This window comes from Brevundimonas sp. MEB006b (assembly GCF_030209705.1).
In the GTDB taxonomy this organism is placed as follows: Bacteria; Pseudomonadota; Alphaproteobacteria; order Caulobacterales; family Caulobacteraceae; genus Brevundimonas.
Window position 1 is genome coordinate 356351 of sequence record NZ_JARVRL010000002.1, and the last position, 19496, is coordinate 375846.

The 19496-nt window shown below is 67.7% G+C and carries 22 protein-coding genes; 14 read left to right on the forward strand and 8 right to left on the reverse strand.

Annotation, left to right across the window (positions count from 1 at the left end):
- Positions 1-76: 76 nt before the first annotated feature.
- From QRN13_RS03410 to QRN13_RS03440, 7 genes are all read left to right on the forward strand, one after another.
- Positions 77-1648, forward strand: coding sequence for an ATP-binding protein (locus QRN13_RS03410; RefSeq protein WP_284876854.1), 1572 nt, complete (start codon positions 77-79; stop codon positions 1646-1648).
- A 54-nt stretch (positions 1649-1702) separates the two neighbouring features.
- Positions 1703-1942: a type II toxin-antitoxin system ParD family antitoxin gene (locus QRN13_RS03415; protein ID WP_066549799.1), complete on the forward strand. Its 240-nt coding sequence runs from the start codon at positions 1703-1705 to the stop codon at positions 1940-1942.
- 22 nt (positions 1943-1964) lie between these two features.
- Positions 1965-2285: a type II toxin-antitoxin system RelE/ParE family toxin gene (locus QRN13_RS03420; protein WP_066549794.1), complete on the forward strand. Its 321-nt coding sequence runs from the start codon at positions 1965-1967 to the stop codon at positions 2283-2285.
- Positions 2282-3031, forward strand: coding sequence for a DUF72 domain-containing protein (locus QRN13_RS03425; RefSeq protein WP_284876855.1), 750 nt, complete (start codon positions 2282-2284; stop codon positions 3029-3031). The genes QRN13_RS03420 and QRN13_RS03425 overlap by 4 nt, the downstream gene beginning before the upstream one ends.
- A 77-nt stretch (positions 3032-3108) precedes the next feature.
- Complete coding sequence (locus QRN13_RS03430) at positions 3109-4170, forward strand: NAD(P)-dependent alcohol dehydrogenase (protein WP_284876856.1); 1062 nt, start codon at positions 3109-3111, stop codon at positions 4168-4170.
- Positions 4171-4314: 144 nt separating this feature from the next.
- Positions 4315-5040 carry an acetoacetyl-CoA reductase gene (gene phbB / locus QRN13_RS03435; protein WP_017505756.1) on the forward strand — a complete coding sequence of 242 codons (726 nt, stop codon included), beginning with the start codon at positions 4315-4317 and terminating at the stop codon, positions 5038-5040.
- A 100-nt stretch (positions 5041-5140) separates the two neighbouring features.
- Entirely contained in the window at positions 5141-5857 is a 717-nt protein-coding gene (locus tag QRN13_RS03440; RefSeq protein ID WP_284877037.1) for a DUF4908 domain-containing protein, read from the forward strand.
- Here the strand turns inward: QRN13_RS03440 and gloB are convergent.
- Positions 5854-6582 (reverse strand): hydroxyacylglutathione hydrolase, encoded by a 729-nt coding sequence (gene gloB / locus QRN13_RS03445; protein WP_284876857.1) that lies wholly within the window; start codon positions 6580-6582, stop codon positions 5854-5856. The two genes, QRN13_RS03440 and gloB, sit on opposite strands and share 4 nt — an antisense overlap.
- A 46-nt stretch (positions 6583-6628) precedes the next feature.
- Here gloB and QRN13_RS03450 point away from each other — a divergent pair, with 46 nt between their 5' ends.
- From QRN13_RS03450 to QRN13_RS03470, 5 genes are all read left to right on the forward strand, one after another.
- Positions 6629-7372 (forward strand): class I SAM-dependent methyltransferase, encoded by a 744-nt coding sequence (locus QRN13_RS03450; protein ID WP_055806214.1) that lies wholly within the window; start codon positions 6629-6631, stop codon positions 7370-7372.
- A gap of 60 nt (positions 7373-7432) precedes the next feature.
- Positions 7433-7942 (forward strand): SixA phosphatase family protein, encoded by a 510-nt coding sequence (locus tag QRN13_RS03455; RefSeq protein WP_026108519.1) that lies wholly within the window; start codon positions 7433-7435, stop codon positions 7940-7942.
- On the forward strand, positions 7939-8283 hold the full coding sequence (locus tag QRN13_RS03460; protein WP_284876858.1) for a DUF952 domain-containing protein: 345 nt from the start codon (positions 7939-7941) through the stop codon (positions 8281-8283). The genes QRN13_RS03455 and QRN13_RS03460 overlap by 4 nt, the downstream gene beginning before the upstream one ends.
- On the forward strand, positions 8280-9326 hold the full coding sequence (locus QRN13_RS03465; protein WP_284876859.1) for a quinone-dependent dihydroorotate dehydrogenase: 1047 nt from the start codon (positions 8280-8282) through the stop codon (positions 9324-9326). Before QRN13_RS03460 ends, QRN13_RS03465 begins: the two co-directional genes overlap by 4 nt.
- A gap of 70 nt (positions 9327-9396) precedes the next feature.
- Positions 9397-11283 (forward strand): ATP-binding protein, encoded by a 1887-nt coding sequence (locus tag QRN13_RS03470; protein ID WP_284876861.1) that lies wholly within the window; start codon positions 9397-9399, stop codon positions 11281-11283.
- Here the strand turns inward: QRN13_RS03470 and QRN13_RS03475 are convergent.
- Both QRN13_RS03475 and QRN13_RS03480 read right to left on the reverse strand, forming a co-directional pair.
- Complete coding sequence (locus QRN13_RS03475; RefSeq protein ID WP_284876862.1) at positions 11259-11690, reverse strand: very short patch repair endonuclease; 432 nt, start codon at positions 11688-11690, stop codon at positions 11259-11261. The two genes, QRN13_RS03470 and QRN13_RS03475, sit on opposite strands and share 25 nt — an antisense overlap.
- A 48-nt stretch (positions 11691-11738) precedes the next feature.
- Positions 11739-12224 carry a peroxiredoxin gene (locus tag QRN13_RS03480; RefSeq protein WP_066626935.1) on the reverse strand — a complete coding sequence of 162 codons (486 nt, stop codon included), beginning with the start codon at positions 12222-12224 and terminating at the stop codon, positions 11739-11741.
- A 129-nt stretch (positions 12225-12353) separates the two neighbouring features.
- On the opposite strand from QRN13_RS03480, the gene QRN13_RS03485 reads away from it, so the two are divergent.
- Positions 12354-12923: a YqgE/AlgH family protein gene (locus QRN13_RS03485; protein ID WP_039244846.1), complete on the forward strand. Its 570-nt coding sequence runs from the start codon at positions 12354-12356 to the stop codon at positions 12921-12923.
- 23 nt (positions 12924-12946) lie between these two features.
- Here QRN13_RS03485 and QRN13_RS03490 read toward each other — a convergent pair whose 3' ends face one another.
- From QRN13_RS03490 to QRN13_RS03510, 5 genes are all read right to left on the reverse strand, one after another.
- On the reverse strand, positions 12947-13798 hold the full coding sequence (locus tag QRN13_RS03490) for an outer membrane protein (RefSeq protein WP_284876863.1): 852 nt from the start codon (positions 13796-13798) through the stop codon (positions 12947-12949).
- Between the two features lie 139 nt (positions 13799-13937).
- Positions 13938-15638, reverse strand: a complete 1701-nt coding sequence (locus QRN13_RS03495) for a bifunctional protein-serine/threonine kinase/phosphatase (RefSeq protein WP_284876864.1) — start codon at positions 15636-15638, stop codon at positions 13938-13940.
- Positions 15639-15681: 43 nt separating this feature from the next.
- Positions 15682-17349, reverse strand: a complete 1668-nt coding sequence (locus QRN13_RS03500) for a putative bifunctional diguanylate cyclase/phosphodiesterase (protein ID WP_284876866.1) — start codon at positions 17347-17349, stop codon at positions 15682-15684.
- Between the two features lie 31 nt (positions 17350-17380).
- Positions 17381-17959, reverse strand: a complete 579-nt coding sequence (locus QRN13_RS03505; RefSeq protein WP_284876867.1) for a GNAT family N-acetyltransferase — start codon at positions 17957-17959, stop codon at positions 17381-17383.
- Between the two features lie 37 nt (positions 17960-17996).
- On the reverse strand, positions 17997-18584 hold the full coding sequence (locus tag QRN13_RS03510) for a TetR family transcriptional regulator (RefSeq protein WP_284876868.1): 588 nt from the start codon (positions 18582-18584) through the stop codon (positions 17997-17999).
- Between the two features lie 65 nt (positions 18585-18649).
- On the opposite strand from QRN13_RS03510, the gene QRN13_RS03515 reads away from it, so the two are divergent.
- A complete protein-coding gene (locus tag QRN13_RS03515) occupies positions 18650-19486 on the forward strand; it encodes a metal-dependent hydrolase (protein ID WP_066549725.1) in 837 nt (278 codons plus the stop codon).
- The last annotated feature ends 10 nt before the right edge of the window (positions 19487-19496 follow it).

Below are 19496 nucleotides of genomic sequence, written 5' to 3' on the forward strand. Positions count from 1 at the left end.
GGCTCTTTTCGACCCGCTGCAAAGGCGAGCTTAACGGATGCGCCGTAACATGGGTTTGAGTTCGAGAGAGTGCGCAATGACCTGTTCGCCCGTTGCGGCCCTGGCCTTCCCCACAGCCGATGTGGATCTGGACACCTTCTTCGATGTGTCGCTGGATCTGCTGGTGGTGCGCGAGCTGGATGGGCGCGTGGTCAAGGCCAGCGCCTCCTGGTTCACGATGCTGGGCTATCGCCCCGACGAGATCGAGGGCCAAGGCCTGTTGCGGCTGATCCACCCGGACGACCATGCCGCCACCCGCCAGAGCATCGTCGAGGTCGAAAACCGGCGGCCGGGCGATCCAGTCCTGGGTCAGGTCAACCGCTATCGCCACAAGGCTGGTCATTACGTCACCGTCGAATGGCGCGCCCATCGTCAGGGCGACCGCATCTATGGCATCGCCCGCGACGTGACCGAAAAGGTCGCGGCAGAGCAGGCCCTGCGCGAAGCGACCGCCGCCGCCGAGGCCGCCAATGCCGCGAAGTCCGAGTTCCTGGCCAATATGAGCCACGAGATCCGCACGCCCTTGAACGGCGTGATCGGGATCGTCGACGCCCTGTCGCGCACCGAGTTGACGCCCGAGCAGGCTGAGATGGTGGCCCTTATCGCAAGCTCCGGCGTAACGCTGGAACGGCTGGTGTCCGACATTCTGGATGTGTCCAAGATCGAGGCCGGGCATCTGGACCTGGAAAGCCGGCCCTTCGATCTGGACGAGGCCGTCGCCGCCCCGCTGGACGTCATGCGTTTGAAGGCCGAAGCCAAGGGACTGACTTTCGACATCCGCCGCGACGCCGATGCGCGCGGCATGTTCGTCGGCGACAGCACCCGCATCCGTCAGGTGCTCGACAATCTGCTGTCCAACGCCATCAAGTTCACCCATCAGGGCTCGGTCGGCGTCGCCATTGCGGTGGACGAGGACTCCGACGGCCTGACCCAGTTGACGCTGCGGGTTGAGGATACGGGCGTCGGCTTCTCTTCCGACCACGCGGCCCGTCTGTTCGATCGGTTCAGCCAGGCCGACAGCACCATCACGCGTCGGTTCGGCGGCACGGGACTGGGCCTGTCGATCTGTCGTTCGCTGGTCGAGCTGATGGGCGGGCGGATTTCCGCCGCCTCCACCCCGGGCGTCGGCAGCTGCTTCACCGTCGAGATCCCCCTGACGCGCGCCGCCTCCCTGACCGAACACGATGCGCAACGACGCGCGCGTGCGGCCGAGGCCGACCGCGCTCTGTCGCCGCTGCGCGTGCTGCTGGCCGAGGATCACCCGGTCAATCAGCGCGTCGTGCAGTTGATCCTGGCGGCGCACGCCATGCAGGTCGTCACCGTCGCGGATGGCGAACAGGCCCTGGCCGCTTTACAGTCTGAGACCTTCGACCTGATCCTGATGGACATGCAGATGCCGGGAATGGACGGCCTGACCGCCACCCGCGCCATTCGCCGGATCGAGGCCGCCCGTCCCGATCAGGACCGTACGCCGATCATCATGTTGAGCGCCAACGCCATGAGCGAGCACCGCGACCAGGCGCGCGATGCCGGCGCCGACCTGCACGTCCCCAAACCCATCACCGCCGCCAGCCTGCTGGCCGGAATACAGGCAGCGACCGCGCCCTGATCCGAAGTTGACAAAGTTTGCCAACGAGCCATTCTTTTCGAGAGGAGGCCGACCATGGCGACGATGAACATCTCCCTGCCCGATCCGATGAAGGCCTGGGTCGAGGAACAGGCGAAATCCGGGCGCTACGCCAACACGTCGGACGTGGTGCGCGACCTGATCCGCCGCGAGCAGGTCAAGGCCGAGAAGATCGCCAACATGCAAAGGTTGATCGACGAAGCCTATGCATCAGGCATCAGCGACCAAACGCCACGAGAAATTTTCGAAGAGGTTCGCGCCGAATATCTGGCCTAAACGACTCGCAAGGCAGGCTGACTTGGCCAAGCTGCGGGTATCCAAGGCCGCGCGAACCGATATGCGTGCGATCTTTCGACAGAGCGTCGAGATGTTTGGGTTGAGCCAGGCTGACGCCTACGTCGCCGCTCTTCACCACGCGCTCGATCTCATCGCGACATATCCCAAGTCGAACCGGGAAAGAGCAGAGACCGCGCCGCCTGTGCGAGTTCATCCTTACAAGGCGCACGTCATCGTCTATGCCATCGACGATCAGGGCGTTCTGGTGCTCCGCATCCGACATACGCGAGAGGACTGGACAGCCGATCCCATCCGAGACCGCGAAGCCGGAGACGAGCCATGACCCATTCCATCCATGTCGGCATCGGCGGCTGGACGTTCGAGCCGTGGCGCGGGGTCTTCTATCCTGAAGGGTTGGTTCAGAAGCGCGAGCTGGAATATGCGGCGTCGAAACTGACCTCGATCGAGATCAACGGCACCTATTATTCGACCTTTAAGCCCGACAGCTGGCGCAAATGGCGCGACGAGACGCCGGACGGCTTCGTCTTTTCGGTCAAGGCCAGCCGCTATTGCACCAATCGCAAGGTGCTGTCCGAAGGCGCCGACAGCTTCGACAAGTTTCTGAGCCAGGGCCTGACCAAACTGGGCGATAAGCTGGGTCCGATCAACTGGCAGTTCATGGGCACGAAGAAGTTTGACCCAGAGGATTTCGAGGGCTTCCTGAAGCTGTTGCCCAAGGAGAAGGACAGAGTGCGGCTGCGGCACGCGCTGGAGGTTCGCAACCCGACCTTCGCCACCGAACAATTCTATGACCTGGCCCGCAAATACGGCGCGGCCATCGTCTATGCGGTCGATGACGAGGAGCCGACCTGGCCCCAGATCGACGAGGCGACCGCCGACTTCAGCTACGCCCGACTGATGTCCAGCCGCGAGGAGGAGCCGACCGGCATGACGGCGACCGAGCTTGATGCGGTCGCGAACCAAGCCAAAGCCTGGGCCAAACGCGGCGAGGTCTTCGCCTATTTCATCTCGGGCGCGAAGGTGCGGAACCCGGCGGCTGCTCAGGCGCTGATCGCCAAGCTGAAATAGGGCTCCGTACGCTTGCGGACCCGCAGCCGTCCTCACATCTGAGGCCGGCTCAATGCAAAGCCTGAAGGACTTTTCCCATGCCGATCGCCACACGCGCCTTCGCCGCGACCGCCGCCGACAAGCCGTTGACGCCCTACAGCTTCGAGCGCCGTGATCCGGATCCGGACGATGTGCTGATCGACATCAAATATTGCGGCGTCTGCCACTCCGACCTGCATGCCGCGCGCGGCGAGACGGGCGGCACAACCTTCCCCTTGGTGCCGGGTCATGAGATCGCGGGCGTGGTCAAGGCGGTCGGATCGAACGTCACCCGCTTCAAGGAAGGCGACCGCGTCGGCGTCGGTTGCATGGTCGACAGCTGCCGTGAATGCGCTTCCTGCCAGGAAGGCGTCGAACAATATTGCATCCCCGGCTTCACCGGCACCTACGGCGGCAAGGACAAGAAGGGCGGCACGTCGGAAGCCATCACCCAGGGCGGCTATTCCGACCACATCACCGTCGATCAGCATTTCGTCCTGTCCATCCCCGACAGCCTGGCGCTGGACGTCGCCGCCCCTCTGCTGTGCGCCGGCATCACCACCTATTCGCCGCTGAAGGAATGGGGCGTGGGCCCCGGCTCCAAGGTCGCGGTCATCGGCCTGGGCGGCCTGGGCCACATGGCCGTCAAACTGGCGGCGGCGATGGGGGCGGAAGTCACCGTCCTGTCCACCTCGGACCGCAAGAAGGCCGACGCCGAGCGGATGGGCGCCAAACACTTCCTGATCAACTCCGACAAGGATGCGATGAAGGCGGCGGCCGAGAAGTTCGACCTGATCATCAACACCGTCTCGGCCACGCACGAGATCGCCAGCCACATCCAGTTGCTGGCCCGCGACGGCACCATGATCATGCTGGGCCTGACCAACGAGGGCCTGCCGGTCTTCGCCCTGCCGCTGCTGTGGCGTCGTCGCCGCATCGCCGGCTCGCTGATCGGCGGCATTCGCGAAACGCAGGAGATGCTGGACTTCTGCGCCGAGCACGGCATCGCCTGCGACATCGAGACTATCGCCCCGGACCAGATCAACGACGCCTACGAGCGGATGCTGAAATCCGACGTCCGCTACCGCTTCGTCATCGATATGGAAAAGCTGGCCGCCTGATCGCCGGGGCGAAGATCAACGAAACGCGACGGAGGCATGAAACTTCCGTCGCGTCAGATTCTCGCCTTGCGCGCTAGCGCTCGCACGTTAATCCTGAACCGCGACAAGGCCTTCTGAAGGGTCTGCACAGGGACAGGAGACGATATGGCGCGCGTAGCTTTCGTGACGGGCGGGACCCGGGGCATCGGCAAGGCGATCGTTCAGCGCCTGCATGAGGACGGCTTCAAGGTCGCCGCCGGCTATTCCGGCAACGACGAGGCGGCCAAGGCCATTGCCGATGCGCTGGACGTCATGGTGGTCAAGGGCAACGTCGGCAGCTTCGACGACTGCGCCCGCGCGGTGAAGGAGGTCGAGGATCAGCTCGGCCCCATCGACATCCTGGTCAACAACGCCGGCATCACGCGCGACGGCTTCTTCCACAAGATGAGCCACGACCAGTGGTCCGACGTCATCCGTGTCAATATGGACAGCGTCTTCAACATGACGCGCCAGGTCATCAACGGCATGCGCGACCGGGGCCACGGGCGCATCGTCAACATTTCCTCGATCAACGGTCAGAAGGGTCAGATCGGCCAAACCAACTATTCCGCCGCCAAGGCCGGGATGATCGGCTTCACCAAGGCGCTGGCGCTGGAGAATGCGCGCAAGGGCGTGACCGTGAACTGCATCGCGCCCGGCTATATCGACACCGAAATGGTCGGCGCCATGGACCCCAAGGTGCTGGAAGGCATCATCAGCCACATCCCCGTCGGCCGCTTGGGCAAGGGCGAAGAGATCGCCGACATGGTGTCCTGGCTGGTGGGCGAGCGTGCCGGATATGTCACAGGCTGCACACTGTCGCTGAACGGCGGTCAGTACCTGGTGGGTTGAGGCGGGCTTCGCCCAAAATCCGCCGCGCGCGGGTTTCATCAAGTCTGTCATGAAGTTGTTGGGATCGGTCAGGGCGAAAAAATCGCCACGCGTGACCGCGATGGCGGTCGCCGCCATCGCGGTCATCGGCGTGGGCGTTGTCGCGCCTGTGGTCGTCCCGACCGAAAGCCAGGCCCAGTCCCGCCGGACCGTGCCGCCGACCGCCCGCTATGTCAGCAGCAGCGGCCAGGGCTTCATTCTGGACACCTCCGGATCGCGGCCGCTGATGCGGCTGGAACGCTCGACCGAGGTCTGGGTGCTGCGCCCCACGCCCGCGCCGCGCGGCGACATCATCTATCGCAATGACAACGGCGATCAGGTGCTGCGCGTCACGCCCGACGGCGCCGTCACCTTGTATACGACCGCGACGCCCCAAGGCTCGCCCGCCTCGCGCGTCGGCGAAGCGCAGGGCCTGGCCAGCGCGGCCATGACCGGCGCGCAGCTGGTCGATTATTTTATGCGCCAGAGCTATCGCGCCAGCCAGGCGATGGGCCGGCTGATCGTCATCGACGTGGATATCCAGCCCGGCTCTGAACAGGTCGCAGCGGACACCGTCTCTGCCGCCAGCGACGCCATCGTGCGCATGGCGCGGTCCTCCAACCTGCGCGCCCAGGTCGAGCGGGTGCGCCGCGTCGTCGTGTCGGATCAGGGGCGTCCCGGCGTCAGCCTGATCCAGGGCACGCTGCGGATCGTCATCGACGCCGATGCCGGCATCGCCGGCCGCCCGTCGTCGGCCCGGATCGTGCGGGTCGTGGGCGGGGACGCCCTGAACCGCTAGCTCTGGAAGCTGTCCTTGGCCGCCCGGCGCGCGGCGAACTGCTCCGCATCCGTCGCGGTCAGGAACGGATTGAACCGCTTCTCCACCCCCAGCGTCGTCGGGACGGTCGGTTCGCCCCGCGCGCGCGCCGCGAAGATCGCCTCGGCATGGGCGGCGGTCTCGGGCCGGTCATCCAGGCTCAGGGTGAAGCGTGCATTCGAGGCCGTATATTCGTGCGCGCACCAGATCACGGTCTGATCGGGCCAGGCCTTCAGCCGCTGCAGGCTTCCGAACATCTGCTCCGGCGTGCCTTCGAACAATCGGCCGCAGCCCATGGCGAACAGGGTGTCGCCGGTAAAGGCCAGATCGTCCCCCGGCGCATGAAACGCCACATGGCCCAGCGTATGGCCGGGCGTTTCGGTGACCTCAAACCGCGTCTCGCCCACCATCACCACATCGCCGTCAGCGATCACCCTGTCCAGCGGCGCGACCTTGCGCACCTCTTTCGGCCCGACGATTTCGCAAGCCCAGTCGGCCTTCAGCCGCGCATTGCCCTCGGTGTGATCAGGGTGCCAGTGGGTGTTCAGGATCAGGTCCAGCCGGCCCCAGCCCAGGCCTTCCAGCTCCTCCAGAATGCGCGCGGCATCGGGCGTATCGACCGCCGCGACCACGCCGGTCGCGGCGTCGCGGATCAGGAAGCCGTAGTTGTCGGCGCGGCAGGGAAACAGATGCACGTCCAGGGTCATGCGCCCATCCTAGCAGCAGGGCCGCCGACAGGCCTATAGTGGGGCCATGCGGCGCAGCATCGACGAGCTTCGAACCTTCTACGGCGAGCCGACCGGGGCGCTGGCGCGACGGCTGGTGGCGCGGCGGCTGGACGACGCCTGGGGCGAGGCGGCCGACTGCGACGTGCTGGGCGTCGGATATGCGACGCCGTGGCTGGACGCCTTCGTCGGCGCCCGGCGCGTGGTCGCGGCCATGCCGGGCGGCCAGGGGGTCGAGCACTGGCCGACGGTGGGGCGCAACCGCACCCTGCTGGTGGATGATCGCCGCCTGCCCTTCCCCGCCGGATCGTTCGACCGCATCCTGCTGGTCCACGCCCTGGAAGAGGCCGACGATCCCGCCGCCTTGCTGATGGAAGCGGTGCGCGCGCTGTCGCCGACCGGACGCATCATCCTGGCGGCGGCGGCGCGCGGCGGCCTGTGGGCGCGGGCGGACAACACCCCCTTTGGTCATGGCCGACCCTTCACCCGGCGCCAGTTGGAACGGCTGGTGCGCGATGTCGGGCTGGAACCGATGGCCTGGTCCCAGACCCTGTATGTACCGCCTTGGGGGCCGATGCTGCCGCTGGCGGAAGGGTTCGAACAGGTCGGTCGCCGGGTCTTTCCCGGAACCGCCGGGCTGATCCTGCTGGAGGCCTCGCGCCACAGCTACGCCCGCATCCGCCCCAGCGGCCATGCCCAGCGCGTCGCCGCCCCCGTCCTGGCGCCCCAACCCGCCGCCTCCGTCTCTTCGCGGGGCGAACATCGCGACTGACGGGGAGTTGACCGTCGCTCCATCTGGCGGGGCGGGCGAAACCGCCTTATGGCGAAGGCCATGCACCGACTGATCCTGATGCGGCACGCCCAGGCCGAAGCCTCCGCTCCCTCCGGCGGCGACGAAGCCCGTCCCCTGTCGGCCGCCGGCCGCGCCGAGGCTCTGCTGATGGGGCGCGCCCTGGCCGAGCGGGGGCTGAAGCCGGACTTGGCGCTGGTCTCCACCGCCGTGCGCACACGCCAGACCTGGGAGCAGATGCACGACGCCTTCGGCGATGTGGAAGTCCGCGACGAGGACGCCCTCTACAACGCCCCCTCCGACGTGATCCGCCGCTTCGTCGAGGCCAGCGAGGACGAGGCCGGCTGCCTGCTGATCCTGGCCCACAATCCGGGCGTCCACGTGCTGGCCGCCGAATATCTGATCGAAAGCGCCGCCTCGCCGGCGGTGGTGGACAAGCTTTCAGCCGGCTTTCCGACCGGCGCCGCCGCCCTGTTCAGCGTCGATGTCGCCGGCCGCTGCACCTACGAAGGCTTCCTGACGCCGCGGTCGCTGGGCGCGCCATCCGCATGAGCGACGTCGCCTACAAGATCGTCGACGCCGCCGAATGGCGCGCCGCCGTCGCCGAGGGCCGATACGACGGCGCGCCGGTCGATCTGGCCGACGGCTACATCCATATGTCCACCCAGGCGCAACTGGCCGAGACTGCACGGCGGCATTTCGCCGGCCGTGGCGACCTGCTGCTGCTGACCGTCGATCTCAGCCGGTTCGGCGACGACCTGATCTGGGAGCCGTCGCGCGGCGGCGATCTGTTCCCGCATCTCTACGCCCCCCTGCCCGTCGCCGCCGTCACGGCCTCGCGCGCCTTCTCGGTCACGGCCGCGGGCGAAATGATGTTCGAGAACGACGCATGAGCCTGGCTGATCTCGGCGCCGCCCTGCTGCGTCGGCTGGACCCGGAACAGGCGCACCAGATGGCGATCAAGGGTCTGGCGCTCGCCCCCCTGCCCGCCACGCCCGCCGACGATCCAATCCTGAGAACACGGCTGGCGGGGCTGGACCTGCCCAATCCGGTCGGTCTGGCGGCGGGTCTGGACAAGAACGGGGAGGCCCTGCGCGGCCTGTCGCGCCTCGGCTTCGGCTTCCTCGAATGCGGCTCGGTCACGCCCCGGCCACAGCCCGGCAATCCCAAGCCGCGCCTGTTCCGCCTTAGCGAGGACCGGGCCATCATCAACCGGATGGGGTTCAACAACGCCGGGCTCGACGCCTTCGCCGAGCGGCTGGACCAGCGCCCGACGGGCGTCGTCGTCGGCGCCAATCTGGGGGCCAACAAGGACACTGAGGACAAGGCGGCCGACTATGTCGCCGGTCTGCAACGCCTCGCCGGCCGCGCTTCCTATTTCACCGTCAACATCTCCTCGCCCAATACGCCGGGCCTGCGCGCGCTTCAGGGCCGCGAGCAGTTGGACGACCTTTTGGGCCGTATCGACGCCGCCCGGCCGGCCGCCAAGCCTGACCGCGTACCCGTCTTCCTGAAGATCGCGCCCGATCTGATCGCCGACGAGATCGGCATGATCGTCGAGGCCTCGCTAGCCCATCGGATCGACGGCCTGATCGTATCCAACACCACGCTGGAGCGCCCCGAGACCCTGCGCTCTTCGGACGCACACGAAACCGGCGGCCTGTCCGGCGCGCCCATCCGTCCCTTCGCGGAAAAGGCCCTGCGCGCGGCGACCGAGGCCGCCGCCGGCCGTCTGCCGCTGATCGCCGTCGGCGGCATCGACAGCGGGGCCGAGGCCTATGCCCGCATCCGCCTGGGGGCATCGGCGGTCCAGATCTATTCCGCCCTGATCTACGAGGGCCCCGGCCTGGTCGCCCGCATCAAGCGTGACCTGGCCGCCCGCCTGCGCGCCGACGGCTTTTCCGCAGTCACAGACGCGGTCGGTTCCGCCCGTTGACGGAGCGTTAGTGTCGACACGTCTAGGGTGACCGATGCGAGCGATCTGCGTTCGTCATCCGAGAGCCTGAATGAAATCGACCGCCGTCGATATCGCTGAAAGCAGCTGGACCGCCGCCGTTCGCCAACGCTCGGCCGCTGCGGTGCAACGGCTCGTGGCGGCGGCGGCTGTCGCCCTGGTGGTGACGCCGATGGTCGGGGTGCGGTTCACCTTGGGCTGGGTCGTCCTGTATATGGCGGTCCAGGCCATGGAAGTGGTCGTCTATCGACCGATCCTGAAGGGTCCCGACGAGCTTTCGACGGGCCGCAAGCTTGCGATCCTGGCCGTCGTCTTCGCCAATTCGACGGTCTTCTCCTCGCTTTCCCTGGTCCTATGGTGGATCGGCGGCGCGATTGGCGGTGTCTGCGCCGTCCTGATGCTGACTGCGGTCATGCTGACGGCGATCGTGAACGCCACCCGATGCCAGGCCGTGATGATCGCCGGCCTCGCGCCCCAGGTCGGCTTCCTGCTGGCGACACCCTTCTTCGTCTATGCGCTGCATGCGCCCGGTCCGCTGGTCATGTCGGCCGCAGCGGCCGTGGTGCTGTTCACCTTCTATGTCGCCATCACCGGTCAGCGCATGGTCGAGGCCAGCGTCACCGTCGTTCGCGCCCACGCTCTCGCCGAAGAATCCCGTCTCAGGGCCGAGCGCAGCCTGGCTGACCACACCACCTTCCTGGCCGCGATCGGCCATGACCTGCGCACCCCGATCGGCGCGATCCTGGCCGGCGCCGCCGAGTTGCGCGCGCCCGACGCCCAGTCGCGCAACAGCGCAAACCTGATCACCGACGCCGGCCTGATGATGAAGGCCCTGCTGGACGACCTGCTGGACCACACCCGGATCGGCGCCGGACGGATGACGGTGGAGGCCAAGGACTTCGACCTGCGGCAAATGCTGGCCCAGACCCTGATGCTGTGGCGCGGCGTCGCCGACGCCAAGGGGCTGAAACTGCGCATCGAAGGCGCCTCGGCCATGCCGCGCCACGTCAAGGGCGACGTCATGCGCATCCGTCAGGTGCTGAACAACCTGATGTCCAACGCCATGAAGTTCACCGAGCAGGGCCAGATCACCCTGCGGGTCCAGGCCTGGCCCGAGGAGCCGTCGGGATACGCCCTGCTTTTCGAGATCGTGGACACGGGTCCGGGCATGACGAGCGATCAACTGGCGCGCCTGTTCACCCCGTTCGACCAGACCGCCGACGGCGTCTCCGCCCGCTATGGCGGCTCGGGCCTGGGGCTGGCGATCAGCCGCAATCTGATCGATCTGATGGGCGGCCGGCTGACCGTTCGCAGCGCGCCGGGTCAGGGTTCGCGCTTCACCGTCTCGCTGATCCTGCCGCGCGGCGACGAGGCGACGCAGATCGTCGAGGTCGTCGATGAAAGCCGCCTGGACATCGCCCGCTCGCTGACGCCCTCGGTCGCGCCCACGCCCCAGCCCGCGTCCGTGGCCCCTTCGCCCGCGCCTGAGCCCAAGCCGGTCGCTGCGACGCCTGCGGCCGCCGACGAGGCCGAGGACCAGCCGCTGCGCCTGCTGGTCGTGGACGATCACGACATCAACCGCCGCGCGGTGCAGCTGATCCTTCAGCCGCTGGGCTGCGAGATCACGACCGCCGCCGACGGCATGATCGCGCTGGAGCGCTGTCAGGAGGCGGTGTTCGACGTCATCTTCATGGATGTCCGGATGCCCGAGCTGGACGGGAGAGAGACGACGCGTCGCCTGCGCGCCGGCGGCGGACCCAACGCCGCCACCCCGGTCGTCGCCGTCACCGCCGACACAGCGCCCGAGGACGTCGCGGCCTGTCAGGCGGCCGGCATGGCCTATTTCGTCTCCAAGCCCCTGACGCCGCCCGCCCTGATCGGCGCCTTGCAGCACGTCCTGAACGACACCGCCGCTCAGGCCGCGACGGAGGCCGCCTGACCCCGGACGGCCGCGATAAGGCGCGCGGCGAAATCGGCCTGTCGCATCTCGCATTCCCAGACGACGACCACGCGCCAGCCTGACGCCGCCAGCGCCTTCTCGGCGGCGGCGTCGCGCGCGCGGTTCCGGTCGATCTTGGCGATCCAGTAATCGGCGTTGGTCTTGGGCTGGCGTGACCCACGGGCGCAATCATGGCCGTGCCAGAAGCAGCCATGGACGAACAGGGCGACCTTGCGGCCCTTCATCACCACATCCGGGCGACCCGGCAGACCCATGCCGCCCAGCCGATACCCGATACCGGCCGCACGCAAGATCCCGCGCACGGCCAGTTCCGGCGAGGTGTCCCGCCCCTTCACGCGACGCATCACCGCGCTGCGCTTCTCGGGGCTGAACACATCCGAGTTCACGATCAATCCACGCTCAAGTAGCGGAGCGGTAGCGTGGATTGATCCAATTTAAAGCTGCGCCAGCAGATGCTCGGCCGAGGACACCTTGAACTCGCCGCCCTGTTCGATGTTCAGCTGCTCGACCACGCCGTCCTTGACCAGCATGGAATAGCGCTGCGAGCGCTCGCCCAGGCCAAAGCCCGTACCGTCCAGCACCAGACCCAGGGCGCGGGTCAGTTCGCCGTTGCCGTCGGCCAGCATGACGATGCTGTCGTCGGTGATGCCCTGGCTCTCGCCCCAGGCCTTCATGACGAAGGCGTCGTTGACCGAGATGCAGGCGACCGTGTCGACGCCCTTGCCCTGGATGTCGGCCAGATGATCCTTGAAGCCCGGCAGGTGACGCGCCGAGCAGGTGGGGGTGAAGGCGCCCGGCACGGCGAACAGGGCCACGGTCTTGCCGGCGAAGATGTCGTCGGTGCTGACGGGCTTGGGGCCCTCGGCGGTCGCTTGGGCGAGGGTCGCGTTGGGGATGCGATCGCCGATCTGGATGGTCATGTCTGTCTCGCTGAGGTTTGAGGCCGGCGCGTTTTAACGGCCGTGTGCGACACATAGACACCACGCGCGACACCGCAAGCGCCGGTTCGGCTTGCTTGCGCCGCTTTCCGGACGGATGATGCCAGGATCATGAGCCAAGCCTCCACCCTGACCGGCCGACTGCTGGTCGCCATGCCCGGGATCGACGACGCCCGGTTCGAACACGCCGTCATCCTGATCTGCGCCCACGGACCGGATCACGCCATGGGCCTGCGGCTGGATCGACCGGCGCCGGGCGTGGATCTGAAGACGGTTCTGGACAAGCTGGACGCACCGGCGCCGGATCAGTCCATCGGTCGCGCGGTCCTGATGGGCGGACCGGTCGAGCGCGAGCGCGGCTTCGTGCTGCATACCGACGACTGGACGGTGGGCGACGACACCCTGGCCTTCGGCGACGGTCTGGCGATGACCGGCACGCGCGAGGCGCTGGCCGCTATGACCGACGAGGTCGCCGGTCCGCGCCGCTCGGCCCTGTTGCTGGGCTATGCCGGCTGGGGCGAGGGGCAGTTGGAGGAAGAGTTGGCCGACAACGTCTGGCTGACCGCCGACGCGGATCTGGACCTGATTTTCGACGGCGAACACACGTCGAAATGGACGCGCGCCCTCGCCCAGCTGGGCGTGGACGCGGCCATGCTGTCAAGCCAGGGCGGCCGGGCCTGAAGCCAGACCGCCCCGTTTGACGATTAGAAGCGGTAGTTCATGCCGATGCGGAACATGTGGGTTCCGAAGCGACCGTTGCCGCGCACCATGTCCGTGCCCGTCGTGTTCGGGGCCAGGACGAACGGGTTGGTGGCGGGCGCCGTGCCACGGCCGACGCGGATGACCGGGCTGTCGACGTCCAGCGAGGTGTAGAGGTATTCGCCGCTGACCGTCAGACCGCGACCCAGGGCGTATTCTACGCCGCCGCCGGCCTGCCAGCCGTCGCCGTCATCGCCCTCGCTGGTTTCAGTGAAGCTGTTGGCCAGGTTCGAGGTGCGGAACTTGTTCTCGAACTTGCCGTAGGCGTAACCGCCGGTGCCGTAAATCAGCGCCGGGCCGACCGCATAGCCCAGCTTCAAACGGGCGGCCGCCGTGCTCTGCAGCTCGCGCGTGAAGGTGTAGAAGGCCGGGGTGGTCGAAAAGCCGGTCACCGAATCCTGAACATTGTTGACGCTGTATTCCGCCAGGGCGCCGACGACGAAGTTGCCGAACTGCATGTCGTAACCGGCGCGCACGCCCGCTTCGACACCGTCGTTGTCATCACGGCATCCCGTGGTGGGTACGGTGCTGGTCGCCATGCCGCCGCAGAAGCCGGGGCTGAAGGCGTTGGTTCCGACGGTGGCGGGGGCGACAGGCGCAGTGGTGACCTGGTCGCCATAGTTGCCGTCCAGATTGCGGTCGAAGCGCAGGATCTCGTCGCCGTCGTCGTTCGACTGGTTGTAGCCGCCGAAGATGCCGATGTAGGGGCCGGACCAGTCGGGGGCCACGGACTGGGCCAGGGCGGGGGTGGAAACCACGGCCAGGGCCAGGGCGCTGGAGGCGAGGGTCTTGATCATTTGGGGAGGCTTTCGTGCCGAAAGTGCGGGCGCGACATCCCCGCTCGCCGTCACAAAAGCCGAAGGCGGCCACAGGTTCCCTATAGTTCCCATCGCCAAATGTCGCACATCCAAAGGCTTCGGTTGAACGTAGGCCGGCCTAGCGCGTCGCCATCGACACCAGAAAAGCGATCAGCAGGACCAGGCTGATCCCCTGCCAGAACCGCACCGGATCACGCTCGATCAGGGACAGCTGGCGCGGCGGCGGAGCGGCGACAGCGCTGCCGGTCTCCAGCACATGGATCAGTTCCTCGACATCCTCGAACCGCTCGTTCGGGTCGATGGCGACGGCGCGCATGATGGCCGCCTCCAGCCAGGCGGGCATATCCGGCCGGTGTCGCGTCGGCGGCGCAGGCGCCCGATCGAAACGCGGCGCATCGGTCGGATCCACCTCGCCCCACGGATAGGTGCGCGTGAACAGACGATATAGCGTCACCCCCAGGGCGAACTGATCCGTGGCGGCGTCGCCGCTCTCGCCGGCATACATTTCCGGCGCCTTATAGCCGGCGGTGCCCGGCGCCTCGGCCTCGGCGAACTCCTCGGCCAGCCGCAGCCGCGCGACGCCCAGATCGACCAGTTTCAGCCCGCCCTGTGTCTCCAGGATCACATTGTCCGGCTTGATGTCGCGGTGCGTCACTCCCGCCCGGTGCAGGGCCGAAACCGCGCGCGACAGGCGCAGCGCGACGCCGATCCCGTCGGCGATCTCGAACGGCCCTTCCTCCGCCAACCGCGCATGCAGGGTCTGTCCGGCATGGAAGGGCTGGGCGATATAGAGGCGGCTCTGACGGCCCGCATCCAGGCTCAGCACCTTGCCGACGAAGGGGCTGTCGATGCGCCGCCCGATAAAGGCCTCGCGCAGGAAGGCGGTGCGCGCCCCGCGCTCGGACACCACGGCGGGCTTGGGAAACTTCAGCACCACCATGCCCGCGTCGCCGAGCGTATCCTTGGCCAGAAACAGGGTCGTATAGCGCCCGTCCGCCACGACCCGCTGAAGCGCGAAGCCGTCGACATTATCGCCGACGGCCGGCGGCGGCAGGATGGCCAGCCCTTCCGCCTCGGCCGTGATCGCCTCCCAATCGGGCGCGCCGGTGCGGACCACGTCGATGACGATGGCGGTGGCGTTGTCGCGCGGCCCCGCCGCCTCGACCTCGGCGAGGATCGCCCTGGCGTCCGCATCGGGTGAACTGCGCCGTCCCAACAGGCTCGCGATCACCGCATCGGCCAGCACCCCATGCACCCCGTCGGTGGTCAGCAGCAGACGATCGTGCGGCTCCAGCCGCACTTGCCGGACGTCCAGCTTCACATCCGCCTCGATGCCGACGGCGCGGTACAGCACATGGCTCAGCCCCTGCTGGGCCCGCGTGTGATCTTCCGTCAGCCGCGTCAGAACCCCGTCGCGGAAATGCCAGGCCCGGCTGTCGCCCACATGAAGCGCCGTCGCCTCGCGCCCGCGCAGGATCAGGGCTGTGAAGGTGGTCGCCGCTCCCTCCATCGCCGGATCGATCCGCCCGCGTGAATGGAGCCAACGATTGAAGCCTCGCAGCGCCTTGATGCCGTTGGCGGCGATGCCGTTCAGCGGGTTCTGGTCCAGATAACCGTCGATGAAGCTGCGCGTCGTCAGCTCCGCCGCCATCCGCCCGGCCTTCGATCCCGACACCCCGTCGGCGATCACCGCCACCACCCCATGCTCGCGCTGCTCAGCCGCCGTGCCGATATGGACGCCGCCGAAATCCTGATTATCCGCCTTGGGCCCCTGCATAGTCGCAAAGCCGGCGGCGATCTCCAGTCTGGCGTCGGTCATGGGCGGAACTGTCGACCTTGGCTCGCTCGCTTTCCAGCGATGTTTACGCCGACCGCTGCTTCAGCGGCGCGGTGCCGTCGGCCAGACTCTCAGCCAGATAGACCTCGGCTTCCTGCGCCGGCAGGGCGGGGGCATAGCCGAAGCCCTGGCCGTAGTGGCATTGGGCGTCCAGCAGCAGGCGGGCCAGTTCGGCGTTCTCCACGCCCTCGGCGACGACTTCCAGCGACAGGTCGCGGCCCAGGTTGACCACCGACTTGACGATCTTGGCCGAGCCCTCGTCCTTGTTCATCGTCAGCACGAAATAGCGGTCGATCTTCAGCGTATCGAACGGCAGGCGCGCCAGATAGGAAAGCGACGAGAAGCCGGTGCCGAAGTCGTCCAGCGCCAGCGAGGCCCCGACGTCCTTCAGCGATTGCAGCACCTCGGCGGCGCGCGCGGTGTCGCGCATGATGTCGCCCTCGGTGACTTCCAGCTTCAGCGCGCCCCTGGGCAGGCCGGTCTCCTTGATGATGCGCGCCACGTCCTCGCACAGGTGCGGGCGTTCGATCTCGCCGACCGACAAGTTGACGCTGCAGAACATCTTGCCCGCCAGCGGATGGCGTTCGATCCATTCGGCTAGTTGCCGCGCCGACTGGGTCATCATCAGCAGGCCCAGGTCGTTCATCATCCCCAGGTCGGCCGTCAGGCCCAGGAACTCGTCCGGCGGCACCAGGCCGCGGCGCGGGTGACGCCAGCGCGCCAGGGCCTCGAAACCCGCCACCGCCCCGGTGTTCAGGTTCACGATGGGCTGGAAGAAGGGCACGATCTCGCCGCGCACGAAGGCGTTCCTGAGGTCCGCCTCCAACGCCAGACGGCTCAAGCTGTCGCTTTCCAGCGCCCGGCCATAGGCGGCCGATCCGCCGCGCCCGGCGCCCTTGGCCGATTCCACCGCCAGCTCGACCCGGCGCAACAGTTCGGCGGCGTCGGGCGCATCCGGCCCGCCCTCCACCATCACCGCCCCGATGGAGACGGTCGGATAGATGTCGAAGCCCGCGACCCGCAGCGGCTGTTCCAGCGCGTCGCGCACGCGATAGCTGGTGTGGGAGGCGGTCTTGGGGACGATGATGGCGAACTCGTCCTCGCCGATCCGCGCGGCCGAGGCGTCCTTGTTGAAGGCGGCGGCGAGGCGCGAACCCAGGGCCGACAGCACCAGGTCGGTCCGCTCATGCCCCAGCGCCTCGTTCAGACGCCGCAGCCGGTCGACGTCGCCGACCACGATCTCATATTCGCCGGGCTGGGTCAGCACCTCGCTGACGCGAGCCAGGAAGGCGCGACGATCCAGAAGGCCCGTCAGCGTATCGCGGTCCGATCCGGCGAATTTGGTCTCCAGCGCCACGACGCCGGCGGCGCGCAGCCCGTCCTCCAGCCAGACGCCGCGCCACAGACAGGTCTCGGACCCACGCATGCGCAGACGCACGGCGATCTCGGCGCCCTCATCCTGGGGTTTGAGCATCCGCTCGGCTAAACTGCGATCCTGCGGCATGGCCAGGGCGACAAAACCGGCGGCCGTGCATTCCGGCGCCAAAGGTCCCAGGCCCAGAGATCGCGTAGCACCGGTGAACCGCAGTTCGTCCGTCGCCGGGGTCCAGACCCACAGGGCCGTCTCGGCAGCGGCCAGCGCCTCGATGGCGGTCGTGGCGTCCCAGGCCAGCGATCGGGATCGTGGTGTCACGCGTCTCGCCCTTCCAGACGGCCCCCGGCCGTCAACGCTCGTCCTCGACCAGGCCGAACAACAAATGGTCTGCCCACTCGCCGTTAATTTTCAAATAAGCGCGAGCCCGACCTTCGTTGCGAAAGCCGGATTTCTCCAGCACCCGTCGCGACCCGTGGTTGGTGGGCAGACAGGCCGCCTCCAGCCGGTGCAGCTTCAGCTTGTCGAACGCGTAGCCGACAACGGCCCGAACGCCAGCCGTCGCCACGCCCTGACCGGAAAAGGGCTGACCGATCCAATAGCCCAGCGTCCCCGTCTCGGCGACGCCGCGCCGCACGTTCGACAGGGTCACCGCCCCCGCCAGGGTCTTGCCGTCCTGCACGAAGACGAAGAAGGGCCAGGCGTTGCCCAGCTCCATCTCGCGCGCATAGATCGACAGCCGGCGCCGGAAGGCCGCCTTGGTCAGGTCGTCCTCGGGCCAGGCCGGCTCCCACGGTTGCAGATAGTCGCGCGAGCCGTCGCGCAGCGTGGACCAGGCGGCGTAGTCGGCGGCGCGCGGCGGGCGCAGCATCACGCCGTCCCCCCGGATCACGGGTCCGGCCACATCGCTCATCCAGTCCAGAAGCGCCATCGGTGGTGACTATAGCATCAAGATTCGGCTCTGAACCTTACGGTTCGGCCAAAAGTGTCGCGGTCAGCTTCAGCGCCAAGTCGCGTCCGAGCCCCTCGGGCGCGCCCAGCATCGGCGTCAGGATGTCCCCGATCAGCCCGTCGGCGAAGGCCATATAGGCGGCCGTCACCACCAGGGCCTTGGCCCGCTCGGCCGCCCTCGGATCATCAGGCGCCATGGCCGCCAGCCGTTCGGCCAGATCGCGCACCACCTCGGCGAAGCTCTCCGCCCGGCCCTGCTCGCGCGCCAGCGCCAGCCAGGCCGCCATCTGAGAGGCGCCGCCCGGTCCGAAGGCGTCGAACACGACGCTCATCAGCCGCCCCGGCTCGACGCCGTCGCGCCCTTCTCCCATGCCCTCGTTCAGGCCAGCCTCGATCCGCTGCGCCAGATCGCGCACCATCGCATCCATCAGCGCGCCCTGAAGCCCGGCCGCCGAGCCGAAATGGTGGATCAGATTGGCGTGCCCCACGCCCATCCGCTCGCCCACCGCCTTCAGCGTCACCGCCGCCGGCCCGCCCGACAGCAGCAGGTCGCGCGCCGCTTCCAGCGCCTCTTCACGCGCCACCGCCCCGCGGCGTCGCTTCACCGGACCTTTAGTTGACATTGATGTCAGTTAACTCCATCCTCCGCTCGAAATCGAGGAGCAGAACCATGGCGAAATCCGCCACCCCCGCCGACCTCCAGATCAAGCCGCGCGACCTGCATATCGACCGCGAGGCTCCGACGCCACGCTGGTGGCTGAACGGCGACCCGTTCGGCACCGCCGTAATGAACGCCCTCAGCCTGACCTTCCCCGACGGCGAGCGGTTCTTCATCCAGTCGGTCAAGCGGTTCGCCAAGGACGCGCCCCCGGCTCTGGCCGCCGACATCCGCGCCTTCACGGTCCAGGAAGGCGCCCACACCCGCGAACACATGGCCTTCAACGCCATCACCGAACGCGCCGGCTACGACACCGCCGAGATCGAGGCTTACGTCACCGCCCGTCTCGACATCGCCCGCGCCCGTCCCGCCTTGGCCCAGCTGGCGGCGACCATGGCGCTGGAGCATTTCACCGCCGCCTTCGCCCATCGGCTGCTGGCCGATCCGGAGCTGCTGAAGGGCTCTCCCCACGACCTGGCTCGCCTTTGGCGCTGGCACTCCATCGAGGAGATCGAGCACAAGGGCGTGGCCTATGACGTCTTCCTGCACGCGACCCGGGACCTCAGTCCGCTGAAGCGCTGGCGCATCCGACGCTGGGCCATGTTCCTGACGACGCTGCTGTTCACCCGCACGGTGCGCGAGACGACCTTCATGCTGCTGAAGCAAGACGGCATCGTCGGCTGGCGCGCGCGTCTGGGCCTGTTCCGCTGGCTGTGGCTGAAGCCGGGCCTGTATCGCCGGATGATCGGCGACTACTTGGCCTTCTACAAACCCGACTTCCACCCGTGGCAGGTCGATGACCGCGACCTGATCGCGGACGCGGAGGCCGGCCTGGCCCAACCGGCCTGACTCTCAAATC